This window comes from Pseudomonas sp. 5P_5.1_Bac1 (genome assembly GCF_025466015.1).
GTDB lineage: Bacteria > Pseudomonadota > Gammaproteobacteria > Pseudomonadales > Pseudomonadaceae > Aquipseudomonas.
In genome coordinates, this window is sequence record NZ_JANLNX010000018.1 from 1 (window position 1) to 26331 (window position 26331).

Genomic DNA, 26331 nt, shown 5'->3' on the forward strand with positions numbered 1-26331 from the left:
GCGGCGCCGTACCAGCACGCCGCGATGCCGCCGCCGCCCTGCCAGAAACCGGGCCGCGACAGGTACTGCCCCGGCGAGCCGATGGCCACCGCCGGGGAACGGTCGAATTCCAGCAGCACGCTGGTGGTGGTGGCCATGCCCACCGCCTGCCAACCCTCGGCGATGATCCGCTGGCTCGGGTGCGACAACTCGATGGCCACCAGTTGCGGCTGCTCGTCGGCATCCCAGGCGGTGACCAGGGCGTTGTCGATTTGCAGGGCGCCGGAGCACCAGGCCTTGCGACCTTCGAGGATCACCCGCTCGCCGTCGCGTTCGACAATGCGCGTGCGCGCGTCTGGCGGCTCGGCGGCCCACACGCCCCAGATGCCCGGTCCGACCCGGTGGCTGGCGCCGCACTCGGCGAGGATCGCCAAGGCGTCGGTGTGGCCCTCATAGAGCTTGGCCAGGGCCAGGTCGCAGCCGGCGACCCGCGCCAGGGTCTGCCAGCGTTGCAGGGTGTGGCCCTGGCCGGGCAAGGGCAGCAGGTCGAGGTGGTCCCGTTGCAGCGATTGCATCACCAGCGGCAACTGGGTATCCAGGTGCAGCGCCTGTGGTCGCTCGGTGAAGCTGCGCAGCAGGGTGTCGAGGCTGCCCAGATCGAAATCCTGAATGATGCTCATGAGGTTGACTCCTTGGCACGTGCGGTGTCGGGCGTGTCGTTCTTGCGCAGGCCGCGCAGGTTCATGGCGAACAGGCACGCCTGCAGCACGATCAACGCCCAGGCCTGGGTGTGCCAGCCCCACACGGCCCAGAGCAGGTTGCTGGCGATAAAACAGAAGAAGCCGATGCGCCGCCGGCCGGGTCGCTGCGAGGCGATCCACCAGGCCGCCAGCACCGTGGCCAGCATTGCCGGCCATTGCAGCAGATCGATCCAGTCCATTATTTGCCACCCATTCGCTTGCGCATGCTGGCGCTGATGGATTGGCGGATGCCGGCGTAGTCCTGCCACGGGTCATTGCCCTCGGCGAGGCGTTCGTCGATGTTGGCGAGGTTCCACTGGTTGGCGCCTTTGATCTCGCCCAGTTCCTCGCGCCAGATCGGCACCGAGACCGGCATGCCTTCCCGCGCTCGCAGCGACCAGGCGCAGGCGGTGGTGGCGCCTTTGCCGTTGCGCAGGTAGTCGATGAAGATCCGTCCGACCCGGTTCTTCGGCCCCGACACCGCTGACAGGCGCTCGGGAAACAGCCCGGCCAGGTGATTGACGAGGGCGTGGCTGAAGTCCTTCACCTCGTCCCAGCCGGCCCGTCGCACCAACGGCACGACCACGTGAATGCCCTTGCCGCCGCTGGTCTTGAGAAAGGCGCGCAGGCCCAGTTCATCCAGCAGGGTGAGGGTCAGGGTGGTGGCTTCGACCATGGCTTTCCACGGCAGCGCCGGATCCGGGTCGAGGTCGAGAATGAAGCGGTCGGGCCGCTCGAACTGGCTGTCGGTGGCGTTCCAGGTGTGCAGTTCGAGCATGTTCATCTGCACGGCGCCGAGCAGGGTGTCCTGGCGATTGATGACCATCGCCGCCTGGCCGGCCTGGTCCTTGTCGTAGCTTTTGACCCCTGGCAGATCAAGGTGGGCGACGTGCTTCTGGAAGAACAGCTCGCCGCTCAGGCCGTCCGGCGCCCGCACCAGCGCGACCGGGCGGTCCTTGAGGTGCGGGAGGATCAGTTCCGAGACCTGCGCGTAATACTCCGCCACCTTGAGTTTGGTAGTGCCGCTGCTGGCGTCGATGATGCGCTCGGGGTGGGTCAGGTGCAGGCTGGCGCTTTTTTTCGCGGGCATGGCGCGCTCCAGGTTGATGCCGTTGGCCGGTTTGTCGTCGCGCAGGCCGTGGAACACGGCGTGGCGGACGATGCCGTCGCGGGTCATCTGGGCAAAACTGACTTCCGCCAGCAGCTTCGGTTTCAGCCAGTGCACGCCGCGCACATCGGCGCCGGTGGGTGGTTTTGCCAGCGGCGGGCGCTCGACTTCCAGCGGGCTCAGGCGTTGCAGCAGGCTGTTCAGGGTCGCGGTGCTGAAGCCGGTGCCGACCTTGCCCGCGTAGCGCAATTCGCCGTCGTCGTGCAGGCCGAGCAACAAGGCGCCGAAGGCACTGCGGCTGCCTTTCGGATCGGTGTAGCCGAGCACCACGAATTCCTGGCGCTTCTTGCATTTGAGCTTGATCCAGTCGCTGCTGCGGCGCTCGACGTAGAGGCTGTCCAGGCGCTTGCCGATCAGCCCTTCGAGGTTCAACTGGCAGGCGCTTTCCAGCAGCGAATCCACCGGCTCGGCGAACGCCGCCGAGTAGCGCAGGGCGTCGGGCGCCTTGGCCAGCAGTTTCTCCAGCGCCGCGCGGCGCTCTTGCAGCGGGGATTGGCGCAGGTCGCGGCCGTCGAGAAACAGCAGGTCGAACAGGTAGTAGGTGATGGGCTCGTCGCGCTCGGTATCGAAGGCGTTTTGCAGGGCCTGGAAATCCGCCACGCCGTTTTCGTCGGCGACGACCATCTCGCCGTCGAGCCAGGCCGAGCGGACCTTGAGCTTCTTCAGTGCCGCCACCTGGCGGGGCATTTTCGCCGTCCAGTCATGGCCGTTACGGGTGAACAGGCGCACCTCGCCGGCGTCGATGCGGGCGAGGATGCGGTAGCCGTCGAACTTGATTTCGTAGAGCCAGTCGCCGTCCGGCGCGGCGTCCACCAGGGTCGCCAGTTGTGGCTTGATCTGCGCGGGGAGGGCGCTTTGCGCGGCGGCTTTTTTAGCGGGGCGGGCGGTCTTTTTCGGTGGTACAGCTTTTGCCGTCGCGGGCAGGCTGCGGTCGCTGATGACGCTGTCCGGCTCGGCATCGAGGATGTCGTAGTCGCTGGCGTCGCGGGCCAGCTTGTCGGCGGATTTCACCAGCAGCCACTGTTCTTTCTTGCCCGCGAGGTGGGTACGAAACAACGCCCAGCGACCGCCGAGTTTTTCGCCCTGCAATTCGAAATGCAGGCGGCCGCGGGCGTAGTCCTGCCGCGGGTCGCCTTCGGGAATCCAGACGCCGCGGTCCCAGACGATGACGTCGCCGGCGCCGTAATGGCCCTCGGGGATATGCCCCTCGAAACTGGCGTAGTCCAGCGGGTGGTCTTCGACGTGCACGGCGAGGCGTTTCACGCTCGGGTCGAGCGACGGGCCCTTGGGAATCGCCCAGCTTTTCAGGGTGCCATCCAGCTCCAGGCGGAAGTCGTAGTGCAGGTGGCTGGCATCGTGTTTCTGGATGCAGAACTGCAACGCCTGCGCCGGTTTGCCACGGGCCTGCTTGCCGGCCGGCTCGGGGCTGGCGGCGAAGTCGCGCTTGCGCTGGTACTCCTGCAAGGGCTTGGGCTTGGCCATGGCGGGCTCCGATTGATGGCGAGAGGAATCTGCGTCCTTTCAAGTGGGAGCGGGCGCTGGCGACAGGAGTTCAATCCGCCTGCCGCCGACCGGATGGCGGAAAGTCTGAATCATTGGCGCGGTGGGGGAGTCGACTCCATGAGAGCCCACCTGACACCGAGGCAGTCATGATCGAGAAGAGCGATAAACCCGCAGAAGCCACACCGCATCAGGCCCAGGAAATCGACGATATCCAGGACCGCATGGGTGAAATGCGCGAACTGGACTTCAGCGACCGCAACGACGAGCGCCAGGGCCGTGCCGGGGATGCCCGTCCGGGCCGCGAGGTGGACGAGGAATTTCCCCGTGAGCGCGTCGAGCGCAGCGGCATGAGCGGCGGAGAGACCCTCACCGAAAGCCAGCACGAAGACAACGTCAACTACGACGACTTGAGCCCCGACACGCTGTATGACCAGACCGGCGCCCGTGATGCGTTCGAGCGCGGTGGCGATGGCCCTGCGGACCAGGAATTGCGTCGCGTCGATGGCGCGGAGATTGGCGGTGGTCTTGGCCTTGATGAGGCCGAACTGGCCCGCTCGGCGCCGCTCGACGGCAAGCCCTGGACCGACCGCGTTTCGCCTGCCGAAGGCGATGACGAAGAACAATGAGCGAGGAGGAAATGACCATGTCCGATCATCACTGCGCCTGTCCTGGCTGCACCTGTGAAGTAGGCGCCAATGCCGTAGTTCGTGACGGCCAGTCCTATTGCTGCGAGGCCTGCGCCGGCGGCCATGCCCACGAAGAGCCGTGCAGCATGGGCGAATGCCATTGTGGCGACGGCAAGCCGGAACAGCCGAACGAATCCAATGTGGATAACGCACTGGAAGAGACATTCCCGGCGAGCGACCCGATTTCGCCTTGAGCCGCCCCTGCGATCGAGCGCCGCTCCTACAGTACCGTCACCACGACACCGACCCCTGTAGGAGCGAGCTTGCTCGCGATGAGGCCCGCACGCCGCCCCTCTCTCAAACCTCCCAGACTTCCCCCGGCACCGTCTCCAGCCCACCCGCAAGCTTCAGCCGCTCCAGCAGGTCGCGGGCATCAAACGGCGCACGGACCTTCAGGTCGTTATCGAAATAACAATAAATATCCTTGGCACCCTTCACCGCGTCCCCGCGTGCGCCGGCCAGTTGGGCATCAGCGGGCTGCTGGCCGCGGCTCCAGGTACGGATGCGCTGAGCCCAGCGTTCCAGCGCGGATTCGGTGTAGCCACTGGCGTACAGCTCGGCATCGCCATGCAGGCGCAGATACAGGAAATCGGCGGTCAAGTCTTCCAGGTACGGCCACTTGCCGGCGGTGTCGGCCACCACCAAGGCAACGCCGTGCTTGCGCAGCAGGTCGATGAACTCGGCGTTGCGAAAGCTCTCGTTGCGGATCTCCACCGCATGCCGCAGCGGACCGTCGCCATGGCTGTCGAACGCGCCGTCCTTGTTCATGCGCGCGCTGCACTGCCGGGCGCAGTGCGTGGCGGCATGGCGGTCATGGGGCAGGCGATCGAGGAAATCGGCGAAGCGCTGCGGGTCGAATTTCATGCTCGGCGGAAACTGCCAGAGGATCGGCCCGAGTTTGTCGCCAAGCTGCAGCGGGCCGGAGGCGAAGAAATTGGCCAGCGGTTCGGCGATCTCTTTCAGCCGCCGCACATGGGTGATGTAGCGCGGCGCCTTGACCGCGAACACGAAGCCGTCCGGCGTGTCGTCGCGCCATTCGGCGTAGCGCTGCGGGGTTTGCAAGGCGTAGAACGAGCCATTGATCTCGATACTGCTGACCGCACGCGAGGCGAATGCCAACTCCTTGGCCTGGATCAGACCCTCGGGATAGAACTGCTTGCGCCAAGGGGCGTAGCGCCAGCCGGAAATACCAATATGGATCTCGCTCACCGGGGTGTCCTTTGCGAGGGATCTTATGGCGTGCGACCGGAAGTTTTGGCGATGCGTTCAGGGCGATGGACGAGTGGCGCCGGCAGGTGAGATTGACTGAACTTTGCCCTCGCCAGCCTCTCCACCGAATGTCGAACGGTGTTGTGAGGAGCATCCACATGAAGTTCTCGCGTTTCGCGCAGAAGCTGGCCAACTGGACGGGCCGGCCGATGACGTTTGGTATCGCCTTCGGGCTGGTGGTGGTCTGGGGGCTCAGTGGGCCGTTGTTTCATTTCAGTGATACGTGGCAATTGGTGATCAATACCTCGACCACCATAGTCACCTTCCTGATGGTGTTCCTGATCCAGAACACGCAAAACCGCGACACCGATGAGCTGCACATCAAGATCGACGAACTGCTGCGCACGACCAAGCGCGCGCACAATGCCTTGCTCGGGCTCGACGATCTGGACGAAAAGCAGTTGCACGAGCTGCGCCAGCGCTACCAGCATCTGGGTGAGCTGGCCGAGCACAAGGCACCCGGCAAAAAGGACGCGAAGGCCGACGACGCCTGATCCACGGAAGACGCCGAGGCGCCGTCAGGTCCTCGGCAACCGACCTGATACGAGGTGAGCATGACCAGTCATATCATTCACTTCACCGGACCGATCAATTCCTCCACCTGCGGCAACCTGATCACGACCTGCTCGCGCGCGTTGCAACAAGGCGCCGAACGCCTGCAGTTGAACATCGCCACGATGGGCGGGGAGTGCAGCTACGGTTTCAGCCTGTACAACTTCCTGCGCTCGCTGCCGATCCGGGTGGACACCCACAACCTCGGCACCGTCGAGTCCATGGGCAATATCCTGTTCCTGGCCGGCGAGCACCGCACCGCCTGCGCCTTGAGCAAATTCCTGTTTCATCCCTTCCACTGGAACCTGCACGGCTCGGTGGACCACGCGCGCATGGCGGAATACGCGATGAGTCTGGATTACGACCTGCTGCTCTATGCGCAGATCGTCGCCGAACGCACCGAGGGCGCGGAGCAGGTGCTGGATATTCCGCGCTACCTGATGTCGCACCCGCGCATCGTCACCCCCGATGAGGCCATCCTGTGCGGGCTGATTCAGGCGATCGACGATTCTCCGATGGGTGCGGATGTCACCCAGTGGAGCGTCCACGCCTGAGATTGCCGCTTCCTGGTGCACCGATCACAGTCGGCGTGATCGCGACCCGTCCATAACCCCGGCCGTCAGCCTCGCTTCCCGGCGTAGAGCGGCTTTTGTAATAACGTTATGATGTTTCCGAATATTACAAATAGGCCGGGGGGAACATGCCGCTCAAGGATCTGCTGTTGGCGCTGGTGGTGATCGTCGCCTGGGGCCTGAATTTCGTGGTGATCAAGGTTGGGCTGGATGGCTTGCCGCCGATGCTGCTGGGCGGCCTGCGCTTTGCGCTGGTGGCGATCCCGGCGGTGTTTTTCATTCGCCGGCCGCAGTTGCCATGGCGCTGGCTGCTGGCTTACGGGCTGACCATTTCGTTTGGTCAATTCGCCTTTCTGTTCGAAGCCATGGGCAACGGCATGCCGCCGGGGCTGGCGTCGCTGGTGCTGCAATCGCAGGCGTTTTTCACGATGATTTTCGCCGCGGTCTTTCTCGGCGAGCGGCTACGGGCGGCCAGGGTGCTGGGGTTGCTGGTGGCGGCGGGGGGGCTTGCGCTGATTGGCAGCGAGAATGGCGGCCATGTGCCGTTGCTGGCGCTGGTCCTCACCCTTGGCGGCGGTGCCTGCTGGGCGATGGGCAATATCATTACGCGGCGCTTCGGCAATATCGATTTGATGGCGCTGGTGATCTGGGGCGCGCTGGTGCCGCCGCTGCCGTTCTTCGCCATGTCGTGGTACCTCGAAGGCCCGGCGCTGATCGAGACGTCGCTGCGCAATATCGGCATGAGCTCGATCCTGTCGCTGGTCTACCTGGCGCTGATCGCGACAATGCTTGGCTACGGCTTGTGGAGTCGGCTGCTGTCGCGTTACCCGGCCGGCAAAGTGGCACCGTTTTCGCTTCTGGTTCCGGTGGTGGGGCTGAGTTCGTCGGCGCTGCTGCTGGATGAGCGGTTGAGCGCGATCCAGTGTTGGGGTGGTTTGCTGGTGATGGTCGGGCTGTTGATCAATGTGTTCGGGCCGCGCCTGAAAGCGCGGTTCCTGCCAGCGCGAGCCTGAGATTCGGCAAGGGGCGCGGGCGGAATGATTGCACTGCGCCATTTGTCGGTCTTTTTGCTTTGTGACTGAGCAGTCCGCAAATGTCCGGCTAGTCTCTGAAACATCCAGGTCGATATTTTCAGGTCTCTCGCTGGGGGATCGGTATCGACCGAATTCAGAGGGGAGCCGGTAAATGAAGGATCAATTTCTCGAAGACCTCGGTGACGAATTTCCCGTCAATAGCGTGGTGCGTTGCGGCCAGGCGGCGTTCCGCCTCGGTTTCGCCAACATGACCCTGGACGATGCCCAGGTCACCTGGAAATCCAGGACGCCCTCGCGCATCGAAAGCCGCAGGTTCCTGCCCGCCGCATTGCCAAAACGCTGAAACCCGTGCCCTTCGGGGCATGTTCGGCTTGTGCGCCACGTCTTTTTGATTTTGGTAAGGCACTGCCCGAAAGCGCGGACTGGTACGCGAAATCTGCCAATTCATGCCGCTTTGCTTGATCTTGCTCATTGCGCCGCCCGGCGGCGCTGGAGAGGGAGGGTTATCTGTGCCTTACTAGCGCGGTAAATCCAGTGGAGGACTGTAATGCGCATCAGGGAAGAGAAGTATTGGGAATGGGCGGATGCCCGGTTGCACAGCCGCAGTCATGACGAGGTGTTCAGCGATGGCACCAGTATCGATGTCCAGGTAAGACTTTCGCGTACCGGGGCAACACAACTTTTTCTCGGTGTTTATGCCCGGCAGGGCAAGGCCTTGCTGGAAGAGTATTACCCGTCCCGCCCCGGTGAGAGCATGAGCCGGGCGCTGGTCTGGGGTGTCGATCGGGCCCGGGCGATGGTCGCCGGGCTGCAACCTGAAGAGCCGGTGGCGTTGCTTCGCCAGGCGTGAATGAAACTATTGAAAAAGCCGGCAGGGTTGCCGGCTTTTTTTTGGTTTTTCACGGGGGGGCTTTGGCTTTGGGTTTGGGTGCTCTGGGCTGATCCATTCCGTGTGGCGAGGCTGCCGGCCCCTTCCGCCTCTACGGCGGGTCCATTTTGTCTTGGCAAAATAGACGAAAACCGCTCGCTCCTACATCCGGCCCTACGCTTCGCTCCGGGTCCCCTCCCTCCGGTGTCTTGCGGGGCCACGCGGCCTACGACTTGCTTCGCAAGTCTACATCTCGCGTCTTCGGCTTACGCCGAAGGATGCTGCGCATCTGCCCCTTCAGACACCTCCACTCGGCCTCCTGACGTCGCAATTTGTGTCGTCTGAACTTGCGTGCATGAAGAGCAGAAGCAAGATCAAGAAAAAAAGAGCCAATCGGTGGTTTCACCAGACTCTGATTTCGAAGATCCGTCATCACATACGCCGCCCGTAACTTCGCGACTTCAGGAGGCCGAGCGGAGGTGCCTGTAGGGGCAGGTGCGCAGCACCCTTCGGCGTAAGCCGAAGACGCGAGATGTAGACTTGCTTGCAAGTCGTAGGCCGCGTGGCCCCGAAAGGCGCCGTAGCGAGGGGACCCGGAGCGCAGCGTAGGGCCGTATGTGGGAGCGAGCGGTTTTGCCTACTTTTGCCAAGACAAAAGTCGGCCGCCGTAAAGGCGGAAGGCGCCGGCAGCCTCGCCGCATCGAACGGATAAGTTCGCAAAGCCAAACACTTACAAACAAGGAAGGCATCCCTTCAATGCCCGTGCCGCGCACGGCTGGCCTGGACGATGCGCCCGGCCGGAACCCTCAATTGGGTCAGCAGGTATTCGGCGAACTCCGCTGAGTAGTCCTGGCGAGCGATAGCCTGCTCCATGCAATCCAGCCAGATCCGGGCGTGACCCTCGTCCATCGGCCACTGAGCATGAAAGGACGGAAGGCCGATCGGCCCGTAGCGTTCGGCGAACAGGCGCGGACCACCGAGCCACCCACTGAGAAAACACGTCAGCTTGTCGCGGGACAGGCTCAGGTCGTCGGCATGCATATGCCTGACGGTCTGCGCCGTCGGGTCCTGGTCCATGATGTCGTAGAAGTCATCCACCAGGCGGCGCAGGCCGTCGAAGCCGCCGGCTGCCTGGTAGGACGCGTCCGCGGTGCCGAAAGCGGGGCTGGTCATGCGGGTACTCCGGGGAAAAGCCGCATTTTAGCCAGAATCACGCGATGAACTTTGATGCCGGGCATGAAAAAGCCCGGCCATTGCGGGCCGGGCTCAATTGACGCGGGTGAATCAGCAGAGGCGGTCGATAATCTGCACGCCCTGGGTTTCACGCAGCGTTGGCCACTCTTGTTCCAGGGTCTGCAACACGCGACCGACGTACTGGGTGTCGGCGGCGGCCTTCTTGCCGACGTAGCCCTGGCCGCGGCGGTACATCTTCAGCCGGGCGCGCATGTTCGGCTTGCGCTCTTCGAATTCGTCTTCGGCGGTGTAAGGCGACAGGCTGTCGATATGCACCTCGCCGGCATCGCAAACCCAGAGAATGTGGCTGTCGAGGCTGTCTTTACGCGCTGCGAACAGTTTGGCCAATTCTTCGATGGTCGGTTTTTCGTTCAAGTTCATCATTAAAGCCCCCATTAACCCGTCAGTGGTTTTTGTCTATCTGGCGCTACTCATGTAGCGCACTACCAAGGCTGCTACCGCAGCATTGCAACAGGGGCTTTCTTCACTCTGCCTTTTGGACAGTCCCTCTCCACGGACGACCCGAAAACTGCTCAGACCGTCTGGAACACCCTTGCCAGCACTCCCGATCGGGGAGATGGGCTCATCATGCAGAGGGCGACGAATGGCGTCAACAGGTTTTGTAGTGATTTTTTCTTAGCACTACAAAATACTTTTCCTACGTATGGGGTGTTTATGTAGTGCCCTGTTGGATTGCCCTACAAAACCCGTTGCAGACACCTGCGGCAATGTCGGGCGGGTTTGATCCGGGTCAGTTTTTTTCGGGCAGGTGGAGAGGATCATCAGAATCAGGGGTAAGCGCCGTGCTAGAGCGCTTGCCGGGTTTTCTGCAGTCAGCGAGGCGTTCATGAGCCAGACAAGCACTTCTCCTTCAACCACCGGCGCCAGGCTGGGGCTGCCCGTCGGCTTGCTGGTCGGCATCGTCGCGCTGGTGGCCGTGCTGTTCTTGCCGTTGCCGGCCGACTTGCCGGTAGCGGGGCAGCGGGTGTTGGCGATCCTGGCGTTTGCCGTGGTGATCTGGATCACCGAGGCGGTGTCCTACGAAGCCAGTGCGATCATGATCACCTCGCTGCTGGCGTTTCTCCTCGGCACCGCGCCGACCTTGGCTGACCCCACCGTAACCTACGGCTCGTCGGCGGCGGTGAGCATGGCCCTGACCGGCTTTTCCAATCCGGCGCTGGCACTGGTGGTGGGCGCGCTGTTCCTGGCGGCGGCGATGACCCACACCGGGCTGGACCGGCGCATTGCGTTGGTGACCCTTGACCGCATCGGCGTCAGTACCCGGCGCATTCTGCTTGGTGCCGTGGTGGTGACCATTCTGCTCAGCCTGGTCGTGCCCAGCGCCACCGCGCGCAGTGCCTGTGTGGTGCCGATCATGATGGGGGTGATCGCCGCGTTCGGCGTGGACAAGCGTTCCAACATTGCCGCCGGGATCATGATCATCGTCGCCCAGGGCACCAGCATCTGGAACATCGGCATCCAGACCGCCGCTGCACAGAACCTGCTGACCGTCGGCTTCATGGACAAGATGCTCGGCGCCCGGGTGTCGTGGATCGACTGGCTTATCGCAGGCGCGCCGTGGGCTGTGCTGATGTCGGCCCTGCTGATTGTGCTGGTGCTGAAAATGCTGCCTCCGGAGACCGACAGCATCCCTGGCGGTAAGGCTGCGGTCGCCGAGCAACTGGCGGCGTTGGGGCCGATGAGCGGGGCGCAGAAGCGTCTGCTCGGCGTTTCGCTGGCCCTGCTGCTGGCGTGGGCCACCGAGGGCAAACTGCACGCGTTCGACACCACGTCCACCACCTATGCCGGCCTGGTGCTGCTGTTACTGCCGCGTTTCGGCGTGATGACCTGGAAGGACGTGCAGGCGCGGATTCCATGGGGCACGGTGATCGTCTTCGGCGTGGGCATCAGCCTCGGCACCACCTTGCTCAGCACCCATGCCGGCCAATGGCTGGGCGCGCAGGTGGTCGCCCATACCGGGCTGGATCAACTGGGTACGCTGGGCGTGTTTGCGATTCTCGGGGCGTTCCTGATCGTGATCCACCTGGGCTTCGCCAGCGCCACGGCGTTGACCTCGGCGCTGTTGCCGATCCTGATCGCAGTGCTGCAGACCTTGCCGGGTGATTTCAGTCGGTTGGGCATGACCATGGCCCTGGGCTTCGTGGTCAGCTACGGCTTTATCCTGCCGATCAATGCGCCGCAGAACATGGTGTGCCTTGGCACCGAAACCTTCAACGCACGGCAGTTCGCCCGGGTCGGGTTGGTGGTGACCGTGGCCGGTTATCTGCTGATGCTGGTGTTTGCTGCCACCTGGTGGCACTGGCTGGGCTGGATGTGAACCTGCGGCGGTATCGCGAGAGGCCTCGCGATACCGCCGTGGCGGATCAGAAGTTCGCCGGGGTGTTGGCGCTGATGATCTCGGCCTCATCCTGGCCGATGTTCTTGAAGCTGTGGGGCAGGGTGGTCGGGAAGTAATAACCGTCGCCGGTGTTGAGGATGCTCACCTGACCGTCGACCCGCAGTTCAATGGTGCCCCGGGTGACCAGGCCGCATTCCTCGCCTTCGGCGTGGACGATCAGCTCTTCACCGGAGTCGGCGCCTGGGGCGTACAGCTCGCGCAACATGCGCATCTGCCGGCCTTCGACGCTGGCGCCAACCAGCAGCAGGCGCAGGCCGGAACTGCCCAGGTCGGGCTGTTCGGTGGCGCGGAAGACGAAGCGCTCTTGCCGCGGCGGCTCGTCGAAGCTGAAGAACTCCGCCAGGGACATGGGGATGCCTTCGAGCAGCTTCTTCAGGGAACTGACAGAGGGGCTGACGCGATTCTGTTCGATCTGTGAAATGGTCGAGTTGGTCAGGCCGCTGCGCCGGGCCAGTTCGCGTTGGGAGAGCTTGTTGCGTTCACGCACCAGTCTGAGTCGTGTCCCCGTGTCCATAGCCGCCTTGGTGTCAAAAATAATGGGCGACGCATTAAAGCACACTCGGGCAGCCTGTGCCCGAGCGGCGAACGGCGGATCGTGCGGGTTTCAGACGTGTGCCGGGGCACGTGAGGTCGACCACAGCCCCACCAGCAGCAACAGCACGGCGGCGACCAGGTACGGCAGGCGCGGATCGAGGCTGTAGATCAAGGTTCCGGCCAGCGGACCGATCACCACGCCGAAGCCCTGTACGGCGCCGACGGAGCCGGCGGTGGCGCCTTGTTCAGAGGCGTCCACGGCGTTCGCTGCCAGCGCCGCGAAGGCCGGGAACACCCACCCCATGCCCGCCGCGCTGACGAAGAAACCGAGCGCCAGCACCAGGCTGCTTGTGGCGAAGGCGCTGGCGATAAAGCCCAGGGCCGAGATGCTGGCGCCGACGCGAATCATCCGCAGCGGCGGCCATTGCAGCTTGCGCACCAGCAATTGCGAGCAGATCAGCGCTGCGCCGACCATGGTCAAGGCAATACCGGCGGCCTGTGCGGCGTCGCCCGGTTCCAGGCCCAGGCAATCGAGGGCGAAGAAACCGACGGTGATCTGCGCCAGGGACACGCAGAGCATGGCGACGAAGGCCACCACCAGCGGCCGGCGCAGGCGCGGGTCGGTCATCCGCACGCTGCGCGGGGCCTGGGCCAGGTGCAACTCCTGGCGCTTGAGCTTGAACCGCAGCACCAGCAGGGCCAGCAGCGGCAGGATCGCCATGGCGTACATCGGCAGGCTCAGGCTGTGGCGGGCGAGCAAGGCGGCGAGGGCCGGGCCGAGCACCAGGCCGACGGCGTTGGCGGCGCCGAGGGACGCCATGGCTTTGGCGCGGTTCTGCGGCGCGACGTTATCGGCGATCAGCGCGTTGCTGCCTACCGGCAGGGCGGCGTAGAACGCACCGATGGCGCCACGGCCGATGACCATGCCGGCGAACGCGATCGAGGCGGGCGGCAGCCAGCGCAGGGCGCCGTCGATGAACAGGCATAGCGCCCAGTAGGAGAGGGTGAAACCGCCGGCACCCAGCAGCAGGATCCGGCGGCGGCCATAGCGGTCGCTGGCGCGGCCCCAAGGGCGGGCGAGGAGCATCCAGATCACCCCGGACACCGTCATCGCCGCGCCTGCCTGCCAGGGGGCGAGGTCGAGCACGCGAGCGATCGGGCCGATCAGCGAGACGAAGGCCATCATGGCGATAGTGCAGGCCATGTGGGCGAAGAGCAGGGGACGGATATCGAAGGCGGTGTGCTGCGCAGGAGGGACCTGGGCGGTGGTCATAAGCAGTCCGGGGCTGGTTTCGTGGTGGCACATTGTGCCCCGGCCTGCTGTACATCTTGAAGATAAAACCCGTATTTACGCTTTTTCTTCCCTCACCACAGCGCCACGGTGTAACCGAGGATCAACCGGTTTTCATCGATATCGCTGGTCAATCCGCCGCTGGAACGGAAGGTCGCATTGCGCAGGCGCACGCTGAAATTCTTCAGCGGACCGTCCTGTACCACGTAGGCGATATCGGTGTCGCGTTCCCATTCCTTGCCGCCGCTGACCGTCGCCGTCTCGATGTTCTTGCCGTTGACGTAGCGGGTCATGAAGCTCAGGCCGGGCAGGCCGAAGGCGGCGAAGTTGTAGTCGTAGCGCGCTTGCCAGGCGTCGGTCTCGGCCTTGGTGAAGACGTTCACCGTGACCAGGTTGACCGAGTACGGGTCCAGTCCCGGGTAGGCGAAATCGCCGTCGCCGGAGAGGTTCTGGTAACCCAGGCCGAATTTGTGTGCGCCCACGCCGAGGGTCAGCATGCCGTTGAAGAAGCGGTTGTCGATCTTGCCACCATCGACCCGGGCCGCCGAGCGCAGAGCGTCATGGCCGGTTTCGCGGGTGTCGAAGTAGCGCAGGTCGCTGCGCAGGTTGATGCCGTCGGCCAATGGTAGGTCGTGCACCAGACCGGCGTAGTGCTGGCGGTAGATGTCCTGCATCTGCGCGTAGTAGTAGCTCACCGCCAGGCGCGGGGTCAGGGCGTAGGTGCCGCCGGCCAGGTCCAGGTGGCTGCTCTCGACGCCGGCGTAGCTCATCTCGTCGTTGCTGGAGGAGTCGCGCAGGTTCTGCTTTTCCAGGCGGCCGATGTTGAAGGTCAGGCCGTCGATGTCCTGGGAGGTGACCAAGCCGCCGGTGTAGGTCGAGGGCAGCAGGCGCACGTCGTTGATCGCCGCGACCGGCAGCATCGGTTGCAGGGTGCCGAGCTTGAGGGTGGTCTTGCTGATGCGCGCTTTGGCGGTCAGGCCCAGTTCGCTGAAGTCGTCCACCGGCTCCTGGCTGGCGCCGTAGGGCAGCAGGCCGGTGCCACGGCGGTCACGGCTGGAGTCGAGCTTCACGCCCAGCTCGCCGAGGGCGTCGAGGCCAAAGCCGACAGTGCCTTCGGTAAAGCCTGACTCCATACGCAGAATGAAGCCCTGGGCCCATTCCCGGGCCTGGCTTTGCGGCGCGTTGCTCTGGCGGAAATCGCGGCTGAAATAGAAATTGCGTGCTTCCAGGCTGCCTTTGCTGTCCTTGATGAAATCGGCGTGGGCGAGGTACGGGACGAGCGTGGCGCACAGGCCAGCGCTGGCCGCGGTGAGGCGACGGGGGAGGGACATGGACTTCATACCTTTTGTTTTTGTTTTGGTGCGTTCGTTATGGCGTTGTAAGGCCGGGCCCTGGGTCGCGGGCTTGGCTTATAGTTAACATATTATCTTTCTACCGATAAAGTCCTTTTGCTGCGCTTGCGAATAAAATTAAGATATTAACGTTATACCGCTTCCTTCCCTGATTTCGGAGTCCCGATGACCCACACTGCCAATCCGGCCCGGCTGATCGTCCTGCTCGCCGCGCTGGTGGCGTTCGCGCCGCTGTCCATCGACACCTACCTGCCCAGCCTGCCGATGATCGCCAGCGACCTGGGCGCCGATGCCGCCAGCGTGCAACTGACCATCAGCCTGTTCCTCGCCGGCCTGTGCCTGGGCATGCTGGTTTACGGACCGCTGTCGGACCGCTACGGCCGGCGGCCGCTGCTGCTGGGCGGCATGGTGTTGTACCTGGTGGCGACGGTGGGCTGCATGTTCGCCAGCTCCGTGGAGCAACTGGTGGTCTGGCGCTTTTTCCAGGCCCTCGGCGGCGCGGCGGCCTCGGTGCTGGCGCGGGCCATCGTGCGTGACCTGTTCGCCCTCAGCGAGGCGGCGCGGGTGTTGTCGCTGATGCACCTGGTGACCATGCTTGCCACGCTGGTGGCGCCGTTGCTGGGCAGCCTGCTGATGGAACTCAACGGCTGGCGCACGGTGTTTTTCGGCCTGCTGGTGTTCGGCGCCCTGTGCTTGCTGGCCTCGGCCTGGAAGATCGGCGAAACCCACGCCCCGGACCAACGCGGCGAATCGCTGGCGAAGGTGTTCGCCGCTTACTGGCAGATCGCCCGGCAGCCGGTGGCGCTGGCCTACATCCTCTGCATGGGCCTGGCGTTTGGCGGGATGTTCGCGTTCATCACCGCGTCGCCCTTCGTGTACATGGAGTATTTCGGCGTGTCGCCCAGCGGCTACGCCTGGCTGTTTGGCCTGAACGTGGTGGGGATCATCGTCGTCACCCTGATCAACGCGCGGATGGTCAGCCGCGTCGGGCCGTTGCGGATGCTGTCGGTAGGGGCGGCGCTGGGCGGTGTCGCGGCGCTATGGTTGCTGGCGATCGGCCTCAGCGGCTGGGGCGGGCTGACGGCGATCGTGGCGGGGGTGATCGTCTACGTGAGCATCACCGGTTTGATGGGCGCCAATTGCGTCGCCAGCCTGCTGGCGCTGTACCCGCGTCAGGCCGGCGCGGCGGCGGGGCTGGCGGTGGCTTGCCAGTTCGCCCTCGGCGCGGCGTTCAGTGCCGTGGTCAGTGCCCTGGCTGACGGCACCCCGGCACCGATGTGCCTGGCGCTGGCGGCTGCGGGCTTCGGTTGCCTGGCGTGTTTTGCCGCCATTGCCGTGCGAAGCAAGGCGCAAGCCTTGAAGCAGGCGGCCTGATGGCAGTGTGAAGAAGCCGTGCCCTGTCGTCGGATGCGTCCATACTCAGTGAAGCCGGGCCGTTTGCTACAAGCCCGGCCACCTGTTACAAACAGGTGCGAGACCCGCGCGTGCGGCGTTCACAACAGCGGTGCCACAGTCGTTCGCAGGCACCGAACAGCATGGAATTCAGCATGGCCCAAAGACAGGTAATCAATGCTTCGGTCGCCCCGAAAGGGAGTCTGGAGACGCTTTCCCAACGTGAAGTCCAACAATTGAGCCAGGCCGGCTCGGGCAGTATCTACACCCTTTTCCGCCAGTGCGCCCTGGCCATCCTCAATACCGGCGCCCATGTCGACAATGCCAAGACCATCCTCGATGCCTACAAGGACTTCGAGGTCCGTATTCATCAGCAGGACCGCGGCGTCCGCCTGGAACTGCTCAACGCCCCGGCGGATGCTTTCGTCGATGGCGAAATGATTGCCAGCACCCGCGAGATGCTCTTCTGCGCCCTGCGCGACATCGTCTACACCGAGAGCGAGCTGGACCGCCTGAAGATCGACCTGGAAAACTCCCAGGGCATCACCGACTACGTGTTCCAGTTGCTGCGCAACGCGCGCACCCTGCGTTCGGGCGTCGAGCCCAAGCTGGTGGTGTGCTGGGGTGGTCACTCGATCAGCAGCGAGGAATACCAGTACACCAAGAAGGTCGGCCACGAGCTGGGCCTGCGCAAACTGGACATCTGCACCGGCTGCGGCCCTGGCGTGATGAAGGGGCCGATGAAAGGCGCCACCATCGCCCATGCCAAGCAGCGCATGAGCAGCGGCCGCTACCTGGGCCTGACCGAGCCTGGGATCATCGCCGCCGAGGCGCCGAACCCGATCGTCAATGAGCTGGTGATCCTGCCGGACATCGAGAAACGCCTGGAAGCCTTCGTCCGGGTCGGCCACGGCATCATCATCTTCCCTGGCGGCGCCGGCACAGCCGAGGAATTCCTCTATCTGCTGGGCATCCTGATGCACCCGGACAACCGCGAACTGCCGTTCCCGGTCATCCTCACCGGGCCGCGCAGCGCCGAGCCGTACCTGCAACAGTTGAACGACTTCGTCGGCGCCACCCTCGGCGAAGCGGCGCAGGGGCTGTACCAGATCATCATCGACGACCCGGCGCAGGTCGCCCGGCAGATGACCGAGAGCCTCAAGGCGGTCAAGCTGTTCCGCCGCGAGCGCAACGACGCGTTCCACTTCAACTGGCTGTTGAAAATCGAGGAGGGCTTCCAGCGTCCGTTCGACCCGACCCACGCCAACATGGCCAGCCTGCAACTGCGCCTCGACTTGCCGCCGCATGAGCTGGCGGCCAACCTGCGTCGGGCGTTCTCCGGCATCGTCGCCGGCAACGTCAAGGACAAGGGCATCCGCCTGATCGAAGAGCATGGGCCGTACGAGATTCACGGCGATGCGGCGATCATGCAGCCGCTGGATCGGCTATTGCAGGCGTTTGTCGAGCAGCATCGGATGAAGCTGCCGGGCGGCGCGGCGTATGTGCCGTGTTATCGGGTTGTAGCCTGATCTGCTGAAACCTCATCGCTGGCGGCGTTGCGCCTGCCAGCGATGGCGTTTTTCAAGGATTCAGATGAAGTCCCCGTCAGCCAGCAACAGCAGGCTGCCATCTTCCTGTTCCTTCACCAGCCCGCTGGCCAGCAACAGTGGCTTCAGGCGGACCTGCAGGCGCGCTTCGACGAAGGTCTTGAGGTTCTCGAGATCGAGGCTGCCGCCAGGCAACTCTTCCTTGTGGTACGACAGCCAGGCTTTTTTCAGCACACCCAGCACGTCGGCCGCGGTGGTCGTGGCAAAACGCCGATGCAGCGGAATACCGTTGAACTCGAAGCTGTGGGCGAAGGCGTAGGCGCTTTCGTCGTTCGCGCTTTCCTTGCAGCGGGCGCAGGTGCATTTGCCGTCGCCGAAGGCGTTGTTCAGGTAGGTGTTGAAGTCCACCACGGGCTTCAGGCTCAGGCGTTTGTCGACGTCGAACAGGTCACCGGTCAATTTGGCTTCGGCACTCAAGGTCATCTCCTTACGGCATGCAGTCATTCAGCCCGGCACGATACCAGCGCGGGCAGCGGCGTGCTCGGTTTCGTGATGGCTGGCGATACCGGGGGACCGGCCCGCACGTCGGGATACGGGCTTTTGCGGCCATCCTGGCTTATCCTGTGCGGCCGTTTATTCCGCTCACGGAGCACTTTCAGCATGAAGAAATACACCGCCACCGTAACCATCAGCGCCGAACAGCGCGATGACGTCGAGGCTGTCGAGAACGCCGGCGTGCAAATCTCCCTGGAGGCGGTGACGGAAACGCTGAAGAAGGTGCATTTCAATGGCGCCCTGGCTGCTCCCGAGACCCCGACCCATATCTGCGTGACCCTCGACAACGGCCTGACCTACTACGGCGAGATCGTCAACGGCCACGCCGAGCTGGAATACGGCTGGATCGCCTTCGAGTCGGACATGCTGACCCCCGAGGAATTGGGCCTGTAAGCACGGTCCAGGCGTCACCCGGATAATCGCGGACAGGTTCCGCGATTATTTTTTCATCCGCGTGCATCCAATTGGCGTCCTGCCAGGTAGTTCAGACAGCAGCCTCATGCTGCCTGACCGATCATCCTGACTGGAGTCACGCCTTATGAACCGCCAATCCCGCTTCGCACTGGCCGCCGCCGCTCTCGCCGCGTCCAGCCTCCTGCTTGGTTCCGCCGCTCATGCCACCAGCGCGCTGCCCGACAGCATCAAGGTGCCGGACGGCCACAAGGTCGCGCTGGAAACCGTCGGCGTCGGCGAAATCACCTACGAATGCCGCGACAAGGCCGACAAGCCCGGGCAGACCGAATGGACCTTCGTCGGTCCCAAGGCCGTGCTCAATGACCGCAGCGGCAAGGCGGTTGGCGACTACTTCGGCCCGCCCGCCACCTGGCAGGCGAAGGATGGTTCGAAAGTCACCGGCACCCAGTTGGCGGTGGCACCTTCCAGCCCGGGCAACCTGCCGTACCAACTGGTCAAGGCCAACCCGGCTGAAGGCGCCGGCGCCATGAACGGCGTGACCTATATCCAGCGCGTCGCACTCAAGGGCGGCGTGGCGCCAGGCAGCGCCTGCACCACGGCTGACAAGGGCAAGCAGGAGAAGGTGAATTATCAGGCGGACTATATTTTCTGGACCGCCCGATAAGCCACGGTTGCCCGTTCGACGGTGGTCTACGCTGCTAGCGGTAACCACTCGTCGACGGCAAGCCCTGTGACCTTACCCCTGTCCTCGTTCGACCATGAAGCCCACCTGGCGGCCTGCGCACGCGGCGACCGCCAGGCGCTGCAGCGCTTGTACGAAGAGGAGGGCGCGCGGCTGTTGGGCGTTGCCCGGCGCCTGCTCAAGGACACCGCCCTGGCCGAAGACGTGGTGCACGACGCCTTTATCCGCATCTGGACCCGCGCCGCCACCTTCGATCCGGCACGTGGCAGTGCCCGTGGCTGGATGTTCAGCATCACCCGGCATCTGGCGCTGGACTTTCTGCGTCGCCGGGAGCGCGATGTGCCATTGGGCGATGAGGCCGAGCCGGGCGACAGCGCCGCCGAGGGGGACGGTCCGTTGCGCAGCGGGCGCATGACCACCTGCCTGGAGCAATTGGAACCTGTACGCCGGGCCTGCCTGGTCCACGCGTATGTCGATGGCTTTTCCCACGCCGAGATCGCCCGCACGTTCGGGACGCCGCTGGGCACAGTGAAGGCCTGGATCAAACGCAGCCTGGCTGCCTTGCGCGAGTGCATGGGATGACGACCGGCGACCTCGACGACAGCCGCGAAACAAGCCCCGACGACAGTGATGCGCTGGCCGCTGAATATGTCCTCGGCACGCTGCCGTTCGACCAGCGTCAGGCCGTCGCCCGGCGCCTTGAACACGATGTGTCGCTGCGGGAAGCGGTCGATGCCTGGGAGCACCGTTTGCAGGGGTTGCAGGTGCAGGCGCCGGCGCAGACGCCGTCCGCGTACCTGTGGCAACGCATCGAGCGCAGCGTGGGCGATCTTTCGCCGTCGCTGTCTGCCGCTCGTCCCGAACGCTGGTGGCAGCGTCCGACACCCTGGCGTTGGGCGTCGGTGGCGGGCCTGGCGGCCAGTCTGTTACTGGCGGTGTTGCTGGTGCGCGAACCACCTGCAGCGACGCCGACCTACCTGGTGGTGCTGGTCGCGCCGCAGGATAAATCGCCCGGCTGGGTCGTGCAGGCGAGCAATCACCGCACCGTGCAGTTGATTCCGCTGGGCATGGCCGAAGTGCCCGCGGACAAGGCGCTGGAATTCTGGACCAAGGCTGATGGCTGGAGCGGGCCGGTGTCGCTGGGCCTGATCGCGCCGGGGCAGGCCGTGGAAGTGCCGCTGGATGCCTTGCCGCCGCTGCAGGACAACCAGCTATTCGAGTTGACCCTGGAGAGCCCGACCGGCTCGGCCAGCGGCAAGCCCAGCGGGCCGGTGCAGTTCATCGGTCGTGCGGTCAAAGTGCTGTGAGAAAACGCACTGTTTTGTGACGCTGCAAAAAAAATGCACTGAAACAGCACTTTTTTGAATTTGAGCTGGCGGTCAGATTTCCTCAGACTGCCGGGCAATCTTTCCATCTCCAGGGAAGGAGCCCTTTGCGTATTGCCCCCTCGCGATACAAAGTCCGTCCGCTGTTGGGCGGGCTTCTTTTCTTCAAACAGGTGCCTGGTCCGTCACATGTCTAGCCGTGGTCTCAGTAACTGGTTCGATCGCTTCATTCCAGCCGCTTTGCATATTCCCCCTCAAGAATGGTTCCGCGCCGCGATCGGTGCGCTTCTGGCGCTGGCCGTTGCGGGTAGCGTCTGTAGCTACCTGTTCGGCAGCGCGGCGACACTGCACCTGATGGCGCCATTGGCGGCCTCGACGGTGTTGCTGTTTGCCGTGCATTCCGGCGCGCTGTCGCAGCCCTGGCCGTTTCTCGGCAGTTACGTCTGCGCGGCGGCGGTGGGGATCAGCCTGCATCACTGGATCGGTCCGGGCCTGATGGTGGCGAGCGCGGCGCTGCTGCTGGTGATTCTGCTGATGTGTCTGCTGCGCTGCCTGCACCCGCCGGGTGCGGCGCTGGCGGTGAGTCTGGCGCTGGCCGATCCGTCGCTGGCGGCGATGGGCGTCAAGGTGATCGAGCCGGTGATGCTCAATGCCCTGATCGTGCTGGCGATGGCGGTGCTGTACAACCGCCTGACCGGCGTGCGCTACCCGAAAATCAACGCGCCGCGCAAAGCCACTCATGCCACCGCTGACCAGCCGGCCAGCGAGCGCGTCGGGGTCAGCCCGAGCGATCTGGACCAGGCGCTGGAAGACATTGGCGAGTTCGTCGACGTGACCCGCAACGACCTCGAACGGATCATCCTCGCCACCCAGCGCCACGCGGTGCAGCGCAGTCTCGGCGGGATTACTGCGGCGCAGGTGATGTCCCGCGACGTGCAGTTCGCCACGCCCGACACCACGCTGGAACAGGCTTGGAAACAACTCGCCAGCCATCATCTGAAAAACCTGCCGGTGCTGGATGACAGCGGGAAACTGGCGGGCATCATCAGCCTCAGCGATCTGGTCGCGCCGGCCATGGCCGCGACCCGTTTCAGTTGGCGGGCGCTGTTTGGCAGGCAGAAGCCGGTGCGTCTGGCGCAGATCATGAGCGAGCCGGTGATTACCGTGGACAGCGAGCGTCAGGCCGTCGAACTGATCCCGCTGCTCTGCGACCAGGGCCTGCATTGCCTGCCCGTGCTGGAGAACGGCAAGGTGGTTGGCGTGGTCACCCAGACCGACCTGATCGCCGCGCTGAGCCAGCACCTGCTGGCGCAGGAGCGGCTGGCCGAGGCGGCTTGAGTCAGATCAGCGGATCCCAGCGCTGCGACCAGTCGCTATCACCTGCCACCACCTGGCGCAGCAGTTCGAACGCCTGCTGCAGCGCTTGCGAATCCCGCTCCCGTGGATAGACCAGCCAGGTGGGGTAGGGGAATTCCGGCGCCTGCGGCACCCGTTCCAGTACCCCGCGGTCCAGGTAACTCTGCACCACCCGCGTGCGGAAATAGCCGCTGCCGCCGTGTTCCAGAATGAACTGCAAGGCCAGCGGGCCGAGGTTGAAGCTCAGGGCCGGGCGGGTCAGTTCTGGAAGGGCTTCGTCATGCAGGCGGCGGAAGGTATCGCCCCAGTCGATGTAGACGTAGGGCTCCGGCTTTCTTCGCAGTTGAATGCGGATCAGTTTTTCTTCCAGCAATTGTTCGACTTGCAGGCCGGGGCTGTAGATCGGCTGGTAGAGCAGCGCCGCGTCGAGCGTGCCCATCTCCAGTTTGCGCAGCAGGGCGGCGCTTTCGCCGACTTCGCTGCGGATGGCGTGGCTGGGTAGCTGTTCGTGCAGCACCCGCACCCAGTCAAGCACCAGCGGGTTGCACAGGCTGACTTCCCCACCGATGCGCAGCACCTCGCGGCAACCGTCCGGCAGCGGCAGATCGCGGCGGGCCGATTCCCAGGTTTGCAGCAGTTGATTGGCATAGGGCACGAAGGCCTCGCCATTGCTGGTCAGGCTGGCGCCGTTGCGGCTGCGGATGAAGAGCTGGCAGTCGAGCTGCTGTTCGAGTTTCTGCACTCGCGCGCTGATGGCGGTCTGGGTGACGTGCAGGTGTTCGGCGGCAGCGACGAGGCTGCCGCTGCGCACGATTTCGAGGAAGGTTCGGGCCAGCTCGATGTCCATGGGGCACCAGATTGGGGGCGAGCTGGCCATTCTAGAGCGTGTGCGGCGCAATCAGTAGCGAATCATCACCGACTTCAGCTCGGTGTAATCCTCGATGAACGCCCCACCGAATTCACGGCCGACACCCGAGGCCTTGATCCCGCCAAACGGCACCGCCGGGTCCAGCAGGGTGTGCATGTTTACCCACAAGGTGCCGGCCTGGACCCTTGGAATCAGGCGCATCGCCTTGCCCAGGTCGTTGGTCCAGAGGCTGGCACTGAGGCCGTAGGGGCTGTCGTTCATCAGCGCGACCAACTCCTCTTCGTCGTCGTAGGCGAGGAAGGTCGCCACCGGGCCGAAGGTTTCCTCGGTCATCAGGCTGTCCTTCGCCGAGTTGGCGAGGATCACGGTCGGCTCGACATAGCAGCCCGGGCCGTCGATCAGCTTGCCGCCATGCAGAATGGTGCTGCCTTCGGCGCGGGCCTTGGCGAACAGCTGGCCGAGCTTGGCCTGGTGCTGCTTGTTGGTCACCGGGCCGAACTCGCTGGCTTCATCCAGCGGCGAGCCGATCTTCAACTGGCTCAGGCGCTCGCTCAGGCGGCGGGTGACCGCGTCGATCTGCGAGCGGTGCACGTAGAAGCGCTCGGCGGCGGCGCAGATCTGCCCGGAGTGCAGGAAGCCCGCTTCGATGATGCCGTTGACCGCGGTTTCCACATCCACATCCGGCAGGAAGCCCGCTGCGTTCTTGCCGCCCAGTTCCAGGGTGGCGCGGGTCAGGTTGGCGGCCATGGCGGTCTGGCCCACGGCGAGGCCGGTGGGTACCGAGCCGGTAAAGGAGACTTTGTCGGTGTGCGGGTGCTCGATCAGCGCCTTGCCGACACCGCCGGCACCGGTCACCACGTTGAGCACGCCTGCCGGCAGGCCGGCGTCGATCGCCAGTTCAGCGATGCGCAGGATGGTCAGCGGGGTGAATTCGCTGGGCTTGATGATCACGCTGCAGCCGGTGACCAGCGCCGAGGCCAGTTTCCAGATGGCGATCATGGTGGAGAAGTTCCACGGCACGATGCCCACCACCACGCCGATCGGCTCGCGCAGGGTGAAGGCGGTGTAGCGCTCGCCGTTGAACGAAGGCAACGACGGGGTGATGGTCTGGCCGCTGATCTTGGTCGCCCAGCCAGCGTAGTAGCGCAGGAAGTGCGCAGCCTGGGCGACTTCGAAGTGGCGCGAAATCTGGATCAGTTTGCCGGACTGGCAGGTTTCGATCTGGGCCAGCTCTTCGGCGTTCTGTTCGATCAGGTCGGCCAGTTTCAGCAGCACGCTGCCGCGCACTGCCGGTGCGGCCTGCGACCACTGGGCGAAGCCCGCGCGGGAGGAGGCCACGGCGCTGTCGATGTCGTGCTGGTTGGCTTCGCTGACGCGGCTGATGACTTCGCCGCTGGCCGGGTCGATCACGTCCAGGTGACGACCGCTGCCGGAGGCCTGCGCGCGGCCGTCGATGAACAGGCCGTGGTCACGCTGGAAGAACGCCTGGACGGCAGGCAGGAGAGAAATGGTCATGAGGTGTACCTGTGCAAATAGGCAAAGCCGGCACCCTAGCGCAGGCCCGCGCGGGTGACTTGACTGAGCCTGCCAGCCCTACATGACCGGGTCTGCCAGCGCGTTCGGCGGTTGTCCGACGGCGGGGCGGGGTTGGCCATGGAAAGTACAATTTTGTCTCTGGAAGGTGCATTTTCAGCGTGGCGGACGCCTCCCATACTGGCCCCGAATCCGCAGCGGCCTGTGTAGTCACCAGGCCCGATGGACATCCAATAATAAGCAGGGCCACTCATGAAAAAGCCAAACCCGCTGCTCGAAGACCTCAAGTCGGTACTGCCGACCATAGCCGCCAATGCCGCCCGTGCCGAAAAAGAACGCATGGTTCCCGCCGAGAACATCGCCCTGCTCAAGGGGATCGGCCTGCACCGCGCCTTCCTGCCCAAGCCTTATGGCGGCATGGAAATCTCCCTGCCGGAGTTCACCGATTGCATCGCGCTGCTGGCCGGCGCATGCGCCAGCACCGCCTGGGCCATGAGCCTGCTGTGCACCCATAACCACCAACTGGCGATGTTCCCGGCCAAGTTGCAGGAAGAAATCTGGGGCGTGAACCCGGACCACACCGCCAGCAGCAGCATCGCGCCGTTCGGTCGTGTCGAAGAGGTTGAAGGCGGCCTGCTGTTCAGCGGCGAAATGGGCTGGAGCAGCGGTTGCGATCACGCCGAGTGGGCCATCGTCGGCTGCCGTCGCGCTAACGCCGAAGGCACCCAGGACTACTGCTTCGCCGTGCTGCCGCGCAGCGACTACGAAATCCGTGACGACTGGTTCGCCGCCGGCATGAAAGGCAGCGGCACCAAGACCCTGATCATCGACAAGGCCTTCGTCCCCGAGCACCGTATCCAGAAAGCCAAGGACATGATGGAAGGCAAGTCCGCGGGCTTTGGTCTGTATCCGGACAGCAAGATTTTCTACTCCCCGTACCGTCCGTACTTTGCCGTGGGCTTCGCCACCATCAGCCTGGGCATCGCCGAGCGCATGCTCGAAGCCTTCCGCGAGAAGACCAAGAACCGCGTGCGCGCCTACACCGGTGCCAGCGTCGGTGCCGCGACCCCGGCGCTGATGCGCCTGGCCGAATCGACCCACCAGGTCGCCGCCGCCCGTGCCTTCCTCGAAAAGACCTGGCAGGACCACGCCGACCACGGCGCCCGCAAGGAATACCCGGACCGCGAGACCCTGGCGTTCTGGCGTACCAATCAGGCTTACGCGGTGAAGATGTGCATCCAGGCCGTGGACCGTCTGTACGAAGCTGCCGGCGGCACCTCGTGGTTCGAGAGCAACGAGCTGCAGCGCCTGTGGCGTGACTCGCACATGACCGGTGCGCATGCCTACACCGACTACGACGTCTGCGCGCAGATTCTGGGTCGCGAGTTGATGGGCCTCGAGCCTGATCCGAGCATGGTCTGACGCTCGATCTTCTCTCTCTCACATAAAAACAAATCAC

At 64.3% G+C, this 26331-nt stretch carries 27 protein-coding genes and 1 pseudogene; 16 read left to right on the top strand and 12 right to left on the bottom strand.

The window, feature by feature from the left end:
* From NTD82_RS03255 to ligD, 3 genes and pseudogenes are all read right to left on the bottom strand, one after another.
* Nucleotides 1–659, bottom strand: a pseudogene (locus NTD82_RS03255) (acyl-CoA dehydrogenase); the annotation flags it as partial.
* Nucleotides 656–919, bottom strand: coding sequence for a hypothetical protein (locus NTD82_RS03260; RefSeq protein WP_262127722.1), 264 nt, complete (start codon nucleotides 917–919; stop codon nucleotides 656–658). The gene NTD82_RS03260 and the pseudogene NTD82_RS03255, both read right to left, overlap by 4 nt.
* Entirely contained in the window at nucleotides 919–3369 is a 2451-nt protein-coding gene (ligD, locus tag NTD82_RS03265) for a DNA ligase D (protein ID WP_262127723.1), read from the bottom strand. The genes NTD82_RS03260 and ligD overlap by 1 nt, the downstream gene beginning before the upstream one ends.
* A 167-nt stretch (nucleotides 3370–3536) precedes the next feature.
* Between ligD and NTD82_RS03270 the strand changes: the two genes are divergently transcribed.
* Together NTD82_RS03270 and NTD82_RS03275 are read left to right on the top strand one after the other, a co-directional pair.
* Nucleotides 3537–4016: a phosphotransferase system, HPr-related protein gene (locus NTD82_RS03270; protein ID WP_110970914.1), complete on the top strand. Its 480-nt coding sequence runs from the start codon at nucleotides 3537–3539 to the stop codon at nucleotides 4014–4016.
* Nucleotides 4017–4033: 17 nt separating this feature from the next.
* The gene (locus NTD82_RS03275; RefSeq protein WP_262127724.1) at nucleotides 4034–4270 is read left to right on the top strand and encodes a metallothionein; all 237 of its coding nucleotides are present in this window, start codon (nucleotides 4034–4036) and stop codon (nucleotides 4268–4270) included.
* 103 nt (nucleotides 4271–4373) lie between these two features.
* Here the strand turns inward: NTD82_RS03275 and NTD82_RS03280 are convergent, their stop codons facing one another.
* A complete protein-coding gene (locus NTD82_RS03280; protein ID WP_262127725.1) occupies nucleotides 4374–5285 on the bottom strand; it encodes a DUF72 domain-containing protein in 912 nt (303 codons plus the stop codon).
* Nucleotides 5286–5443: 158 nt separating this feature from the next.
* Here NTD82_RS03280 and NTD82_RS03285 point away from each other — a divergent pair, with 158 nt between their 5' ends.
* The 5 genes from NTD82_RS03285 to NTD82_RS03305 all read left to right on the top strand — a co-directional run bounded on the left by NTD82_RS03285 (nucleotide 5444) and on the right by NTD82_RS03305 (nucleotide 8353).
* Nucleotides 5444–5839: a low affinity iron permease family protein gene (locus NTD82_RS03285; protein WP_262127726.1), complete on the top strand. Its 396-nt coding sequence runs from the start codon at nucleotides 5444–5446 to the stop codon at nucleotides 5837–5839.
* Nucleotides 5840–5899: 60 nt separating this feature from the next.
* Nucleotides 5900–6451 (top strand): ATP-dependent Clp protease proteolytic subunit, encoded by a 552-nt coding sequence (locus NTD82_RS03290; RefSeq protein WP_095159844.1) that lies wholly within the window; start codon nucleotides 5900–5902, stop codon nucleotides 6449–6451.
* 146 nt (nucleotides 6452–6597) lie between these two features.
* Nucleotides 6598–7482 carry an EamA family transporter gene (locus NTD82_RS03295; protein WP_262127727.1) on the top strand — a complete coding sequence of 295 codons (885 nt, stop codon included), beginning with the start codon at nucleotides 6598–6600 and terminating at the stop codon, nucleotides 7480–7482.
* 172 nt (nucleotides 7483–7654) lie between these two features.
* Nucleotides 7655–7846 carry a hypothetical protein gene (locus NTD82_RS03300; protein ID WP_095159842.1) on the top strand — a complete coding sequence of 64 codons (192 nt, stop codon included), beginning with the start codon at nucleotides 7655–7657 and terminating at the stop codon, nucleotides 7844–7846.
* Between the two features lie 204 nt (nucleotides 7847–8050).
* Nucleotides 8051–8353: a hypothetical protein gene (locus NTD82_RS03305; RefSeq protein ID WP_262127728.1), complete on the top strand. Its 303-nt coding sequence runs from the start codon at nucleotides 8051–8053 to the stop codon at nucleotides 8351–8353.
* Between the two features lie 771 nt (nucleotides 8354–9124).
* On the opposite strand, the gene NTD82_RS03310 is transcribed toward NTD82_RS03305, so the two are convergent.
* On the bottom strand, nucleotides 9125–9544 hold the full coding sequence (locus tag NTD82_RS03310) for a group II truncated hemoglobin (protein WP_262127729.1): 420 nt from the start codon (nucleotides 9542–9544) through the stop codon (nucleotides 9125–9127).
* A 111-nt stretch (nucleotides 9545–9655) separates the two neighbouring features.
* The gene (locus tag NTD82_RS03315) at nucleotides 9656–9988 is read right to left on the bottom strand and encodes a hypothetical protein (protein ID WP_095159839.1); all 333 of its coding nucleotides are present in this window, start codon (nucleotides 9986–9988) and stop codon (nucleotides 9656–9658) included.
* A gap of 463 nt (nucleotides 9989–10451) precedes the next feature.
* Here NTD82_RS03315 and NTD82_RS03320 point away from each other — a divergent pair, with 463 nt between their 5' ends.
* Nucleotides 10452–11942, top strand: a complete 1491-nt coding sequence (locus NTD82_RS03320) for an anion permease (protein ID WP_262127730.1) — start codon at nucleotides 10452–10454, stop codon at nucleotides 11940–11942.
* Between the two features lie 46 nt (nucleotides 11943–11988).
* On the opposite strand, the gene NTD82_RS03325 is transcribed toward NTD82_RS03320, so the two are convergent.
* From NTD82_RS03325 to NTD82_RS03335, 3 genes are all read right to left on the bottom strand, one after another.
* On the bottom strand, nucleotides 11989–12537 hold the full coding sequence (locus NTD82_RS03325; RefSeq protein WP_095159837.1) for a cupin domain-containing protein: 549 nt from the start codon (nucleotides 12535–12537) through the stop codon (nucleotides 11989–11991).
* A gap of 90 nt (nucleotides 12538–12627) precedes the next feature.
* Entirely contained in the window at nucleotides 12628–13830 is a 1203-nt protein-coding gene (locus tag NTD82_RS03330; protein ID WP_095159836.1) for an MFS transporter, read from the bottom strand.
* 92 nt (nucleotides 13831–13922) lie between these two features.
* Complete coding sequence (locus tag NTD82_RS03335; RefSeq protein WP_262127731.1) at nucleotides 13923–15179, bottom strand: OprD family porin; 1257 nt, start codon at nucleotides 15177–15179, stop codon at nucleotides 13923–13925.
* 186 nt (nucleotides 15180–15365) lie between these two features.
* On the opposite strand from NTD82_RS03335, the gene NTD82_RS03340 reads away from it, so the two are divergent.
* Together NTD82_RS03340 and ppnN are read left to right on the top strand one after the other, a co-directional pair.
* Nucleotides 15366–16574, top strand: coding sequence for a Bcr/CflA family multidrug efflux MFS transporter (locus NTD82_RS03340; RefSeq protein ID WP_262127732.1), 1209 nt, complete (start codon nucleotides 15366–15368; stop codon nucleotides 16572–16574).
* 173 nt (nucleotides 16575–16747) lie between these two features.
* Nucleotides 16748–18121: a nucleotide 5'-monophosphate nucleosidase PpnN gene (gene ppnN / locus NTD82_RS03345; RefSeq protein ID WP_095159848.1), complete on the top strand. Its 1374-nt coding sequence runs from the start codon at nucleotides 16748–16750 to the stop codon at nucleotides 18119–18121.
* Between the two features lie 60 nt (nucleotides 18122–18181).
* Here the strand turns inward: ppnN and NTD82_RS03350 are convergent, their stop codons facing one another.
* The gene (locus NTD82_RS03350) at nucleotides 18182–18622 is read right to left on the bottom strand and encodes a hypothetical protein (RefSeq protein ID WP_410017021.1); all 441 of its coding nucleotides are present in this window, start codon (nucleotides 18620–18622) and stop codon (nucleotides 18182–18184) included.
* Nucleotides 18623–18799: 177 nt separating this feature from the next.
* Between NTD82_RS03350 and NTD82_RS03355 the strand changes: the two genes are divergently transcribed.
* From NTD82_RS03355 to NTD82_RS03375, 5 genes are all read left to right on the top strand, one after another.
* On the top strand, nucleotides 18800–19087 hold the full coding sequence (locus NTD82_RS03355) for a hypothetical protein (RefSeq protein ID WP_262127734.1): 288 nt from the start codon (nucleotides 18800–18802) through the stop codon (nucleotides 19085–19087).
* A gap of 145 nt (nucleotides 19088–19232) precedes the next feature.
* Entirely contained in the window at nucleotides 19233–19772 is a 540-nt protein-coding gene (locus tag NTD82_RS03360; RefSeq protein WP_095159832.1) for a DUF3455 domain-containing protein, read from the top strand.
* A 66-nt stretch (nucleotides 19773–19838) separates the two neighbouring features.
* The gene (locus tag NTD82_RS03365) at nucleotides 19839–20372 is read left to right on the top strand and encodes a sigma-70 family RNA polymerase sigma factor (protein WP_095159831.1); all 534 of its coding nucleotides are present in this window, start codon (nucleotides 19839–19841) and stop codon (nucleotides 20370–20372) included.
* Nucleotides 20369–21097: an anti-sigma factor domain-containing protein gene (locus NTD82_RS03370; protein WP_262127735.1), complete on the top strand. Its 729-nt coding sequence runs from the start codon at nucleotides 20369–20371 to the stop codon at nucleotides 21095–21097. The genes NTD82_RS03365 and NTD82_RS03370 overlap by 4 nt, the downstream gene beginning before the upstream one ends.
* 207 nt (nucleotides 21098–21304) lie before the next feature.
* Nucleotides 21305–22453 carry an HPP family protein gene (locus NTD82_RS03375; protein ID WP_262127736.1) on the top strand — a complete coding sequence of 383 codons (1149 nt, stop codon included), beginning with the start codon at nucleotides 21305–21307 and terminating at the stop codon, nucleotides 22451–22453.
* A gap of 1 nt (nucleotide 22454) precedes the next feature.
* On the opposite strand, the gene NTD82_RS03380 is transcribed toward NTD82_RS03375, so the two are convergent.
* Both NTD82_RS03380 and NTD82_RS03385 read right to left on the bottom strand, forming a co-directional pair.
* Entirely contained in the window at nucleotides 22455–23318 is an 864-nt protein-coding gene (locus NTD82_RS03380; protein ID WP_095159828.1) for a LysR family transcriptional regulator, read from the bottom strand.
* 51 nt (nucleotides 23319–23369) lie between these two features.
* Nucleotides 23370–24854 carry an aldehyde dehydrogenase family protein gene (locus NTD82_RS03385; protein WP_262127737.1) on the bottom strand — a complete coding sequence of 495 codons (1485 nt, stop codon included), beginning with the start codon at nucleotides 24852–24854 and terminating at the stop codon, nucleotides 23370–23372.
* 270 nt (nucleotides 24855–25124) lie between these two features.
* Between NTD82_RS03385 and NTD82_RS03390 the strand changes: the two genes are divergently transcribed.
* The gene (locus tag NTD82_RS03390) at nucleotides 25125–26294 is read left to right on the top strand and encodes a p-hydroxyphenylacetate 3-hydroxylase oxygenase component (protein WP_262127738.1); all 1170 of its coding nucleotides are present in this window, start codon (nucleotides 25125–25127) and stop codon (nucleotides 26292–26294) included.
* Nucleotides 26295–26331: the final 37 nt, after the last annotated feature.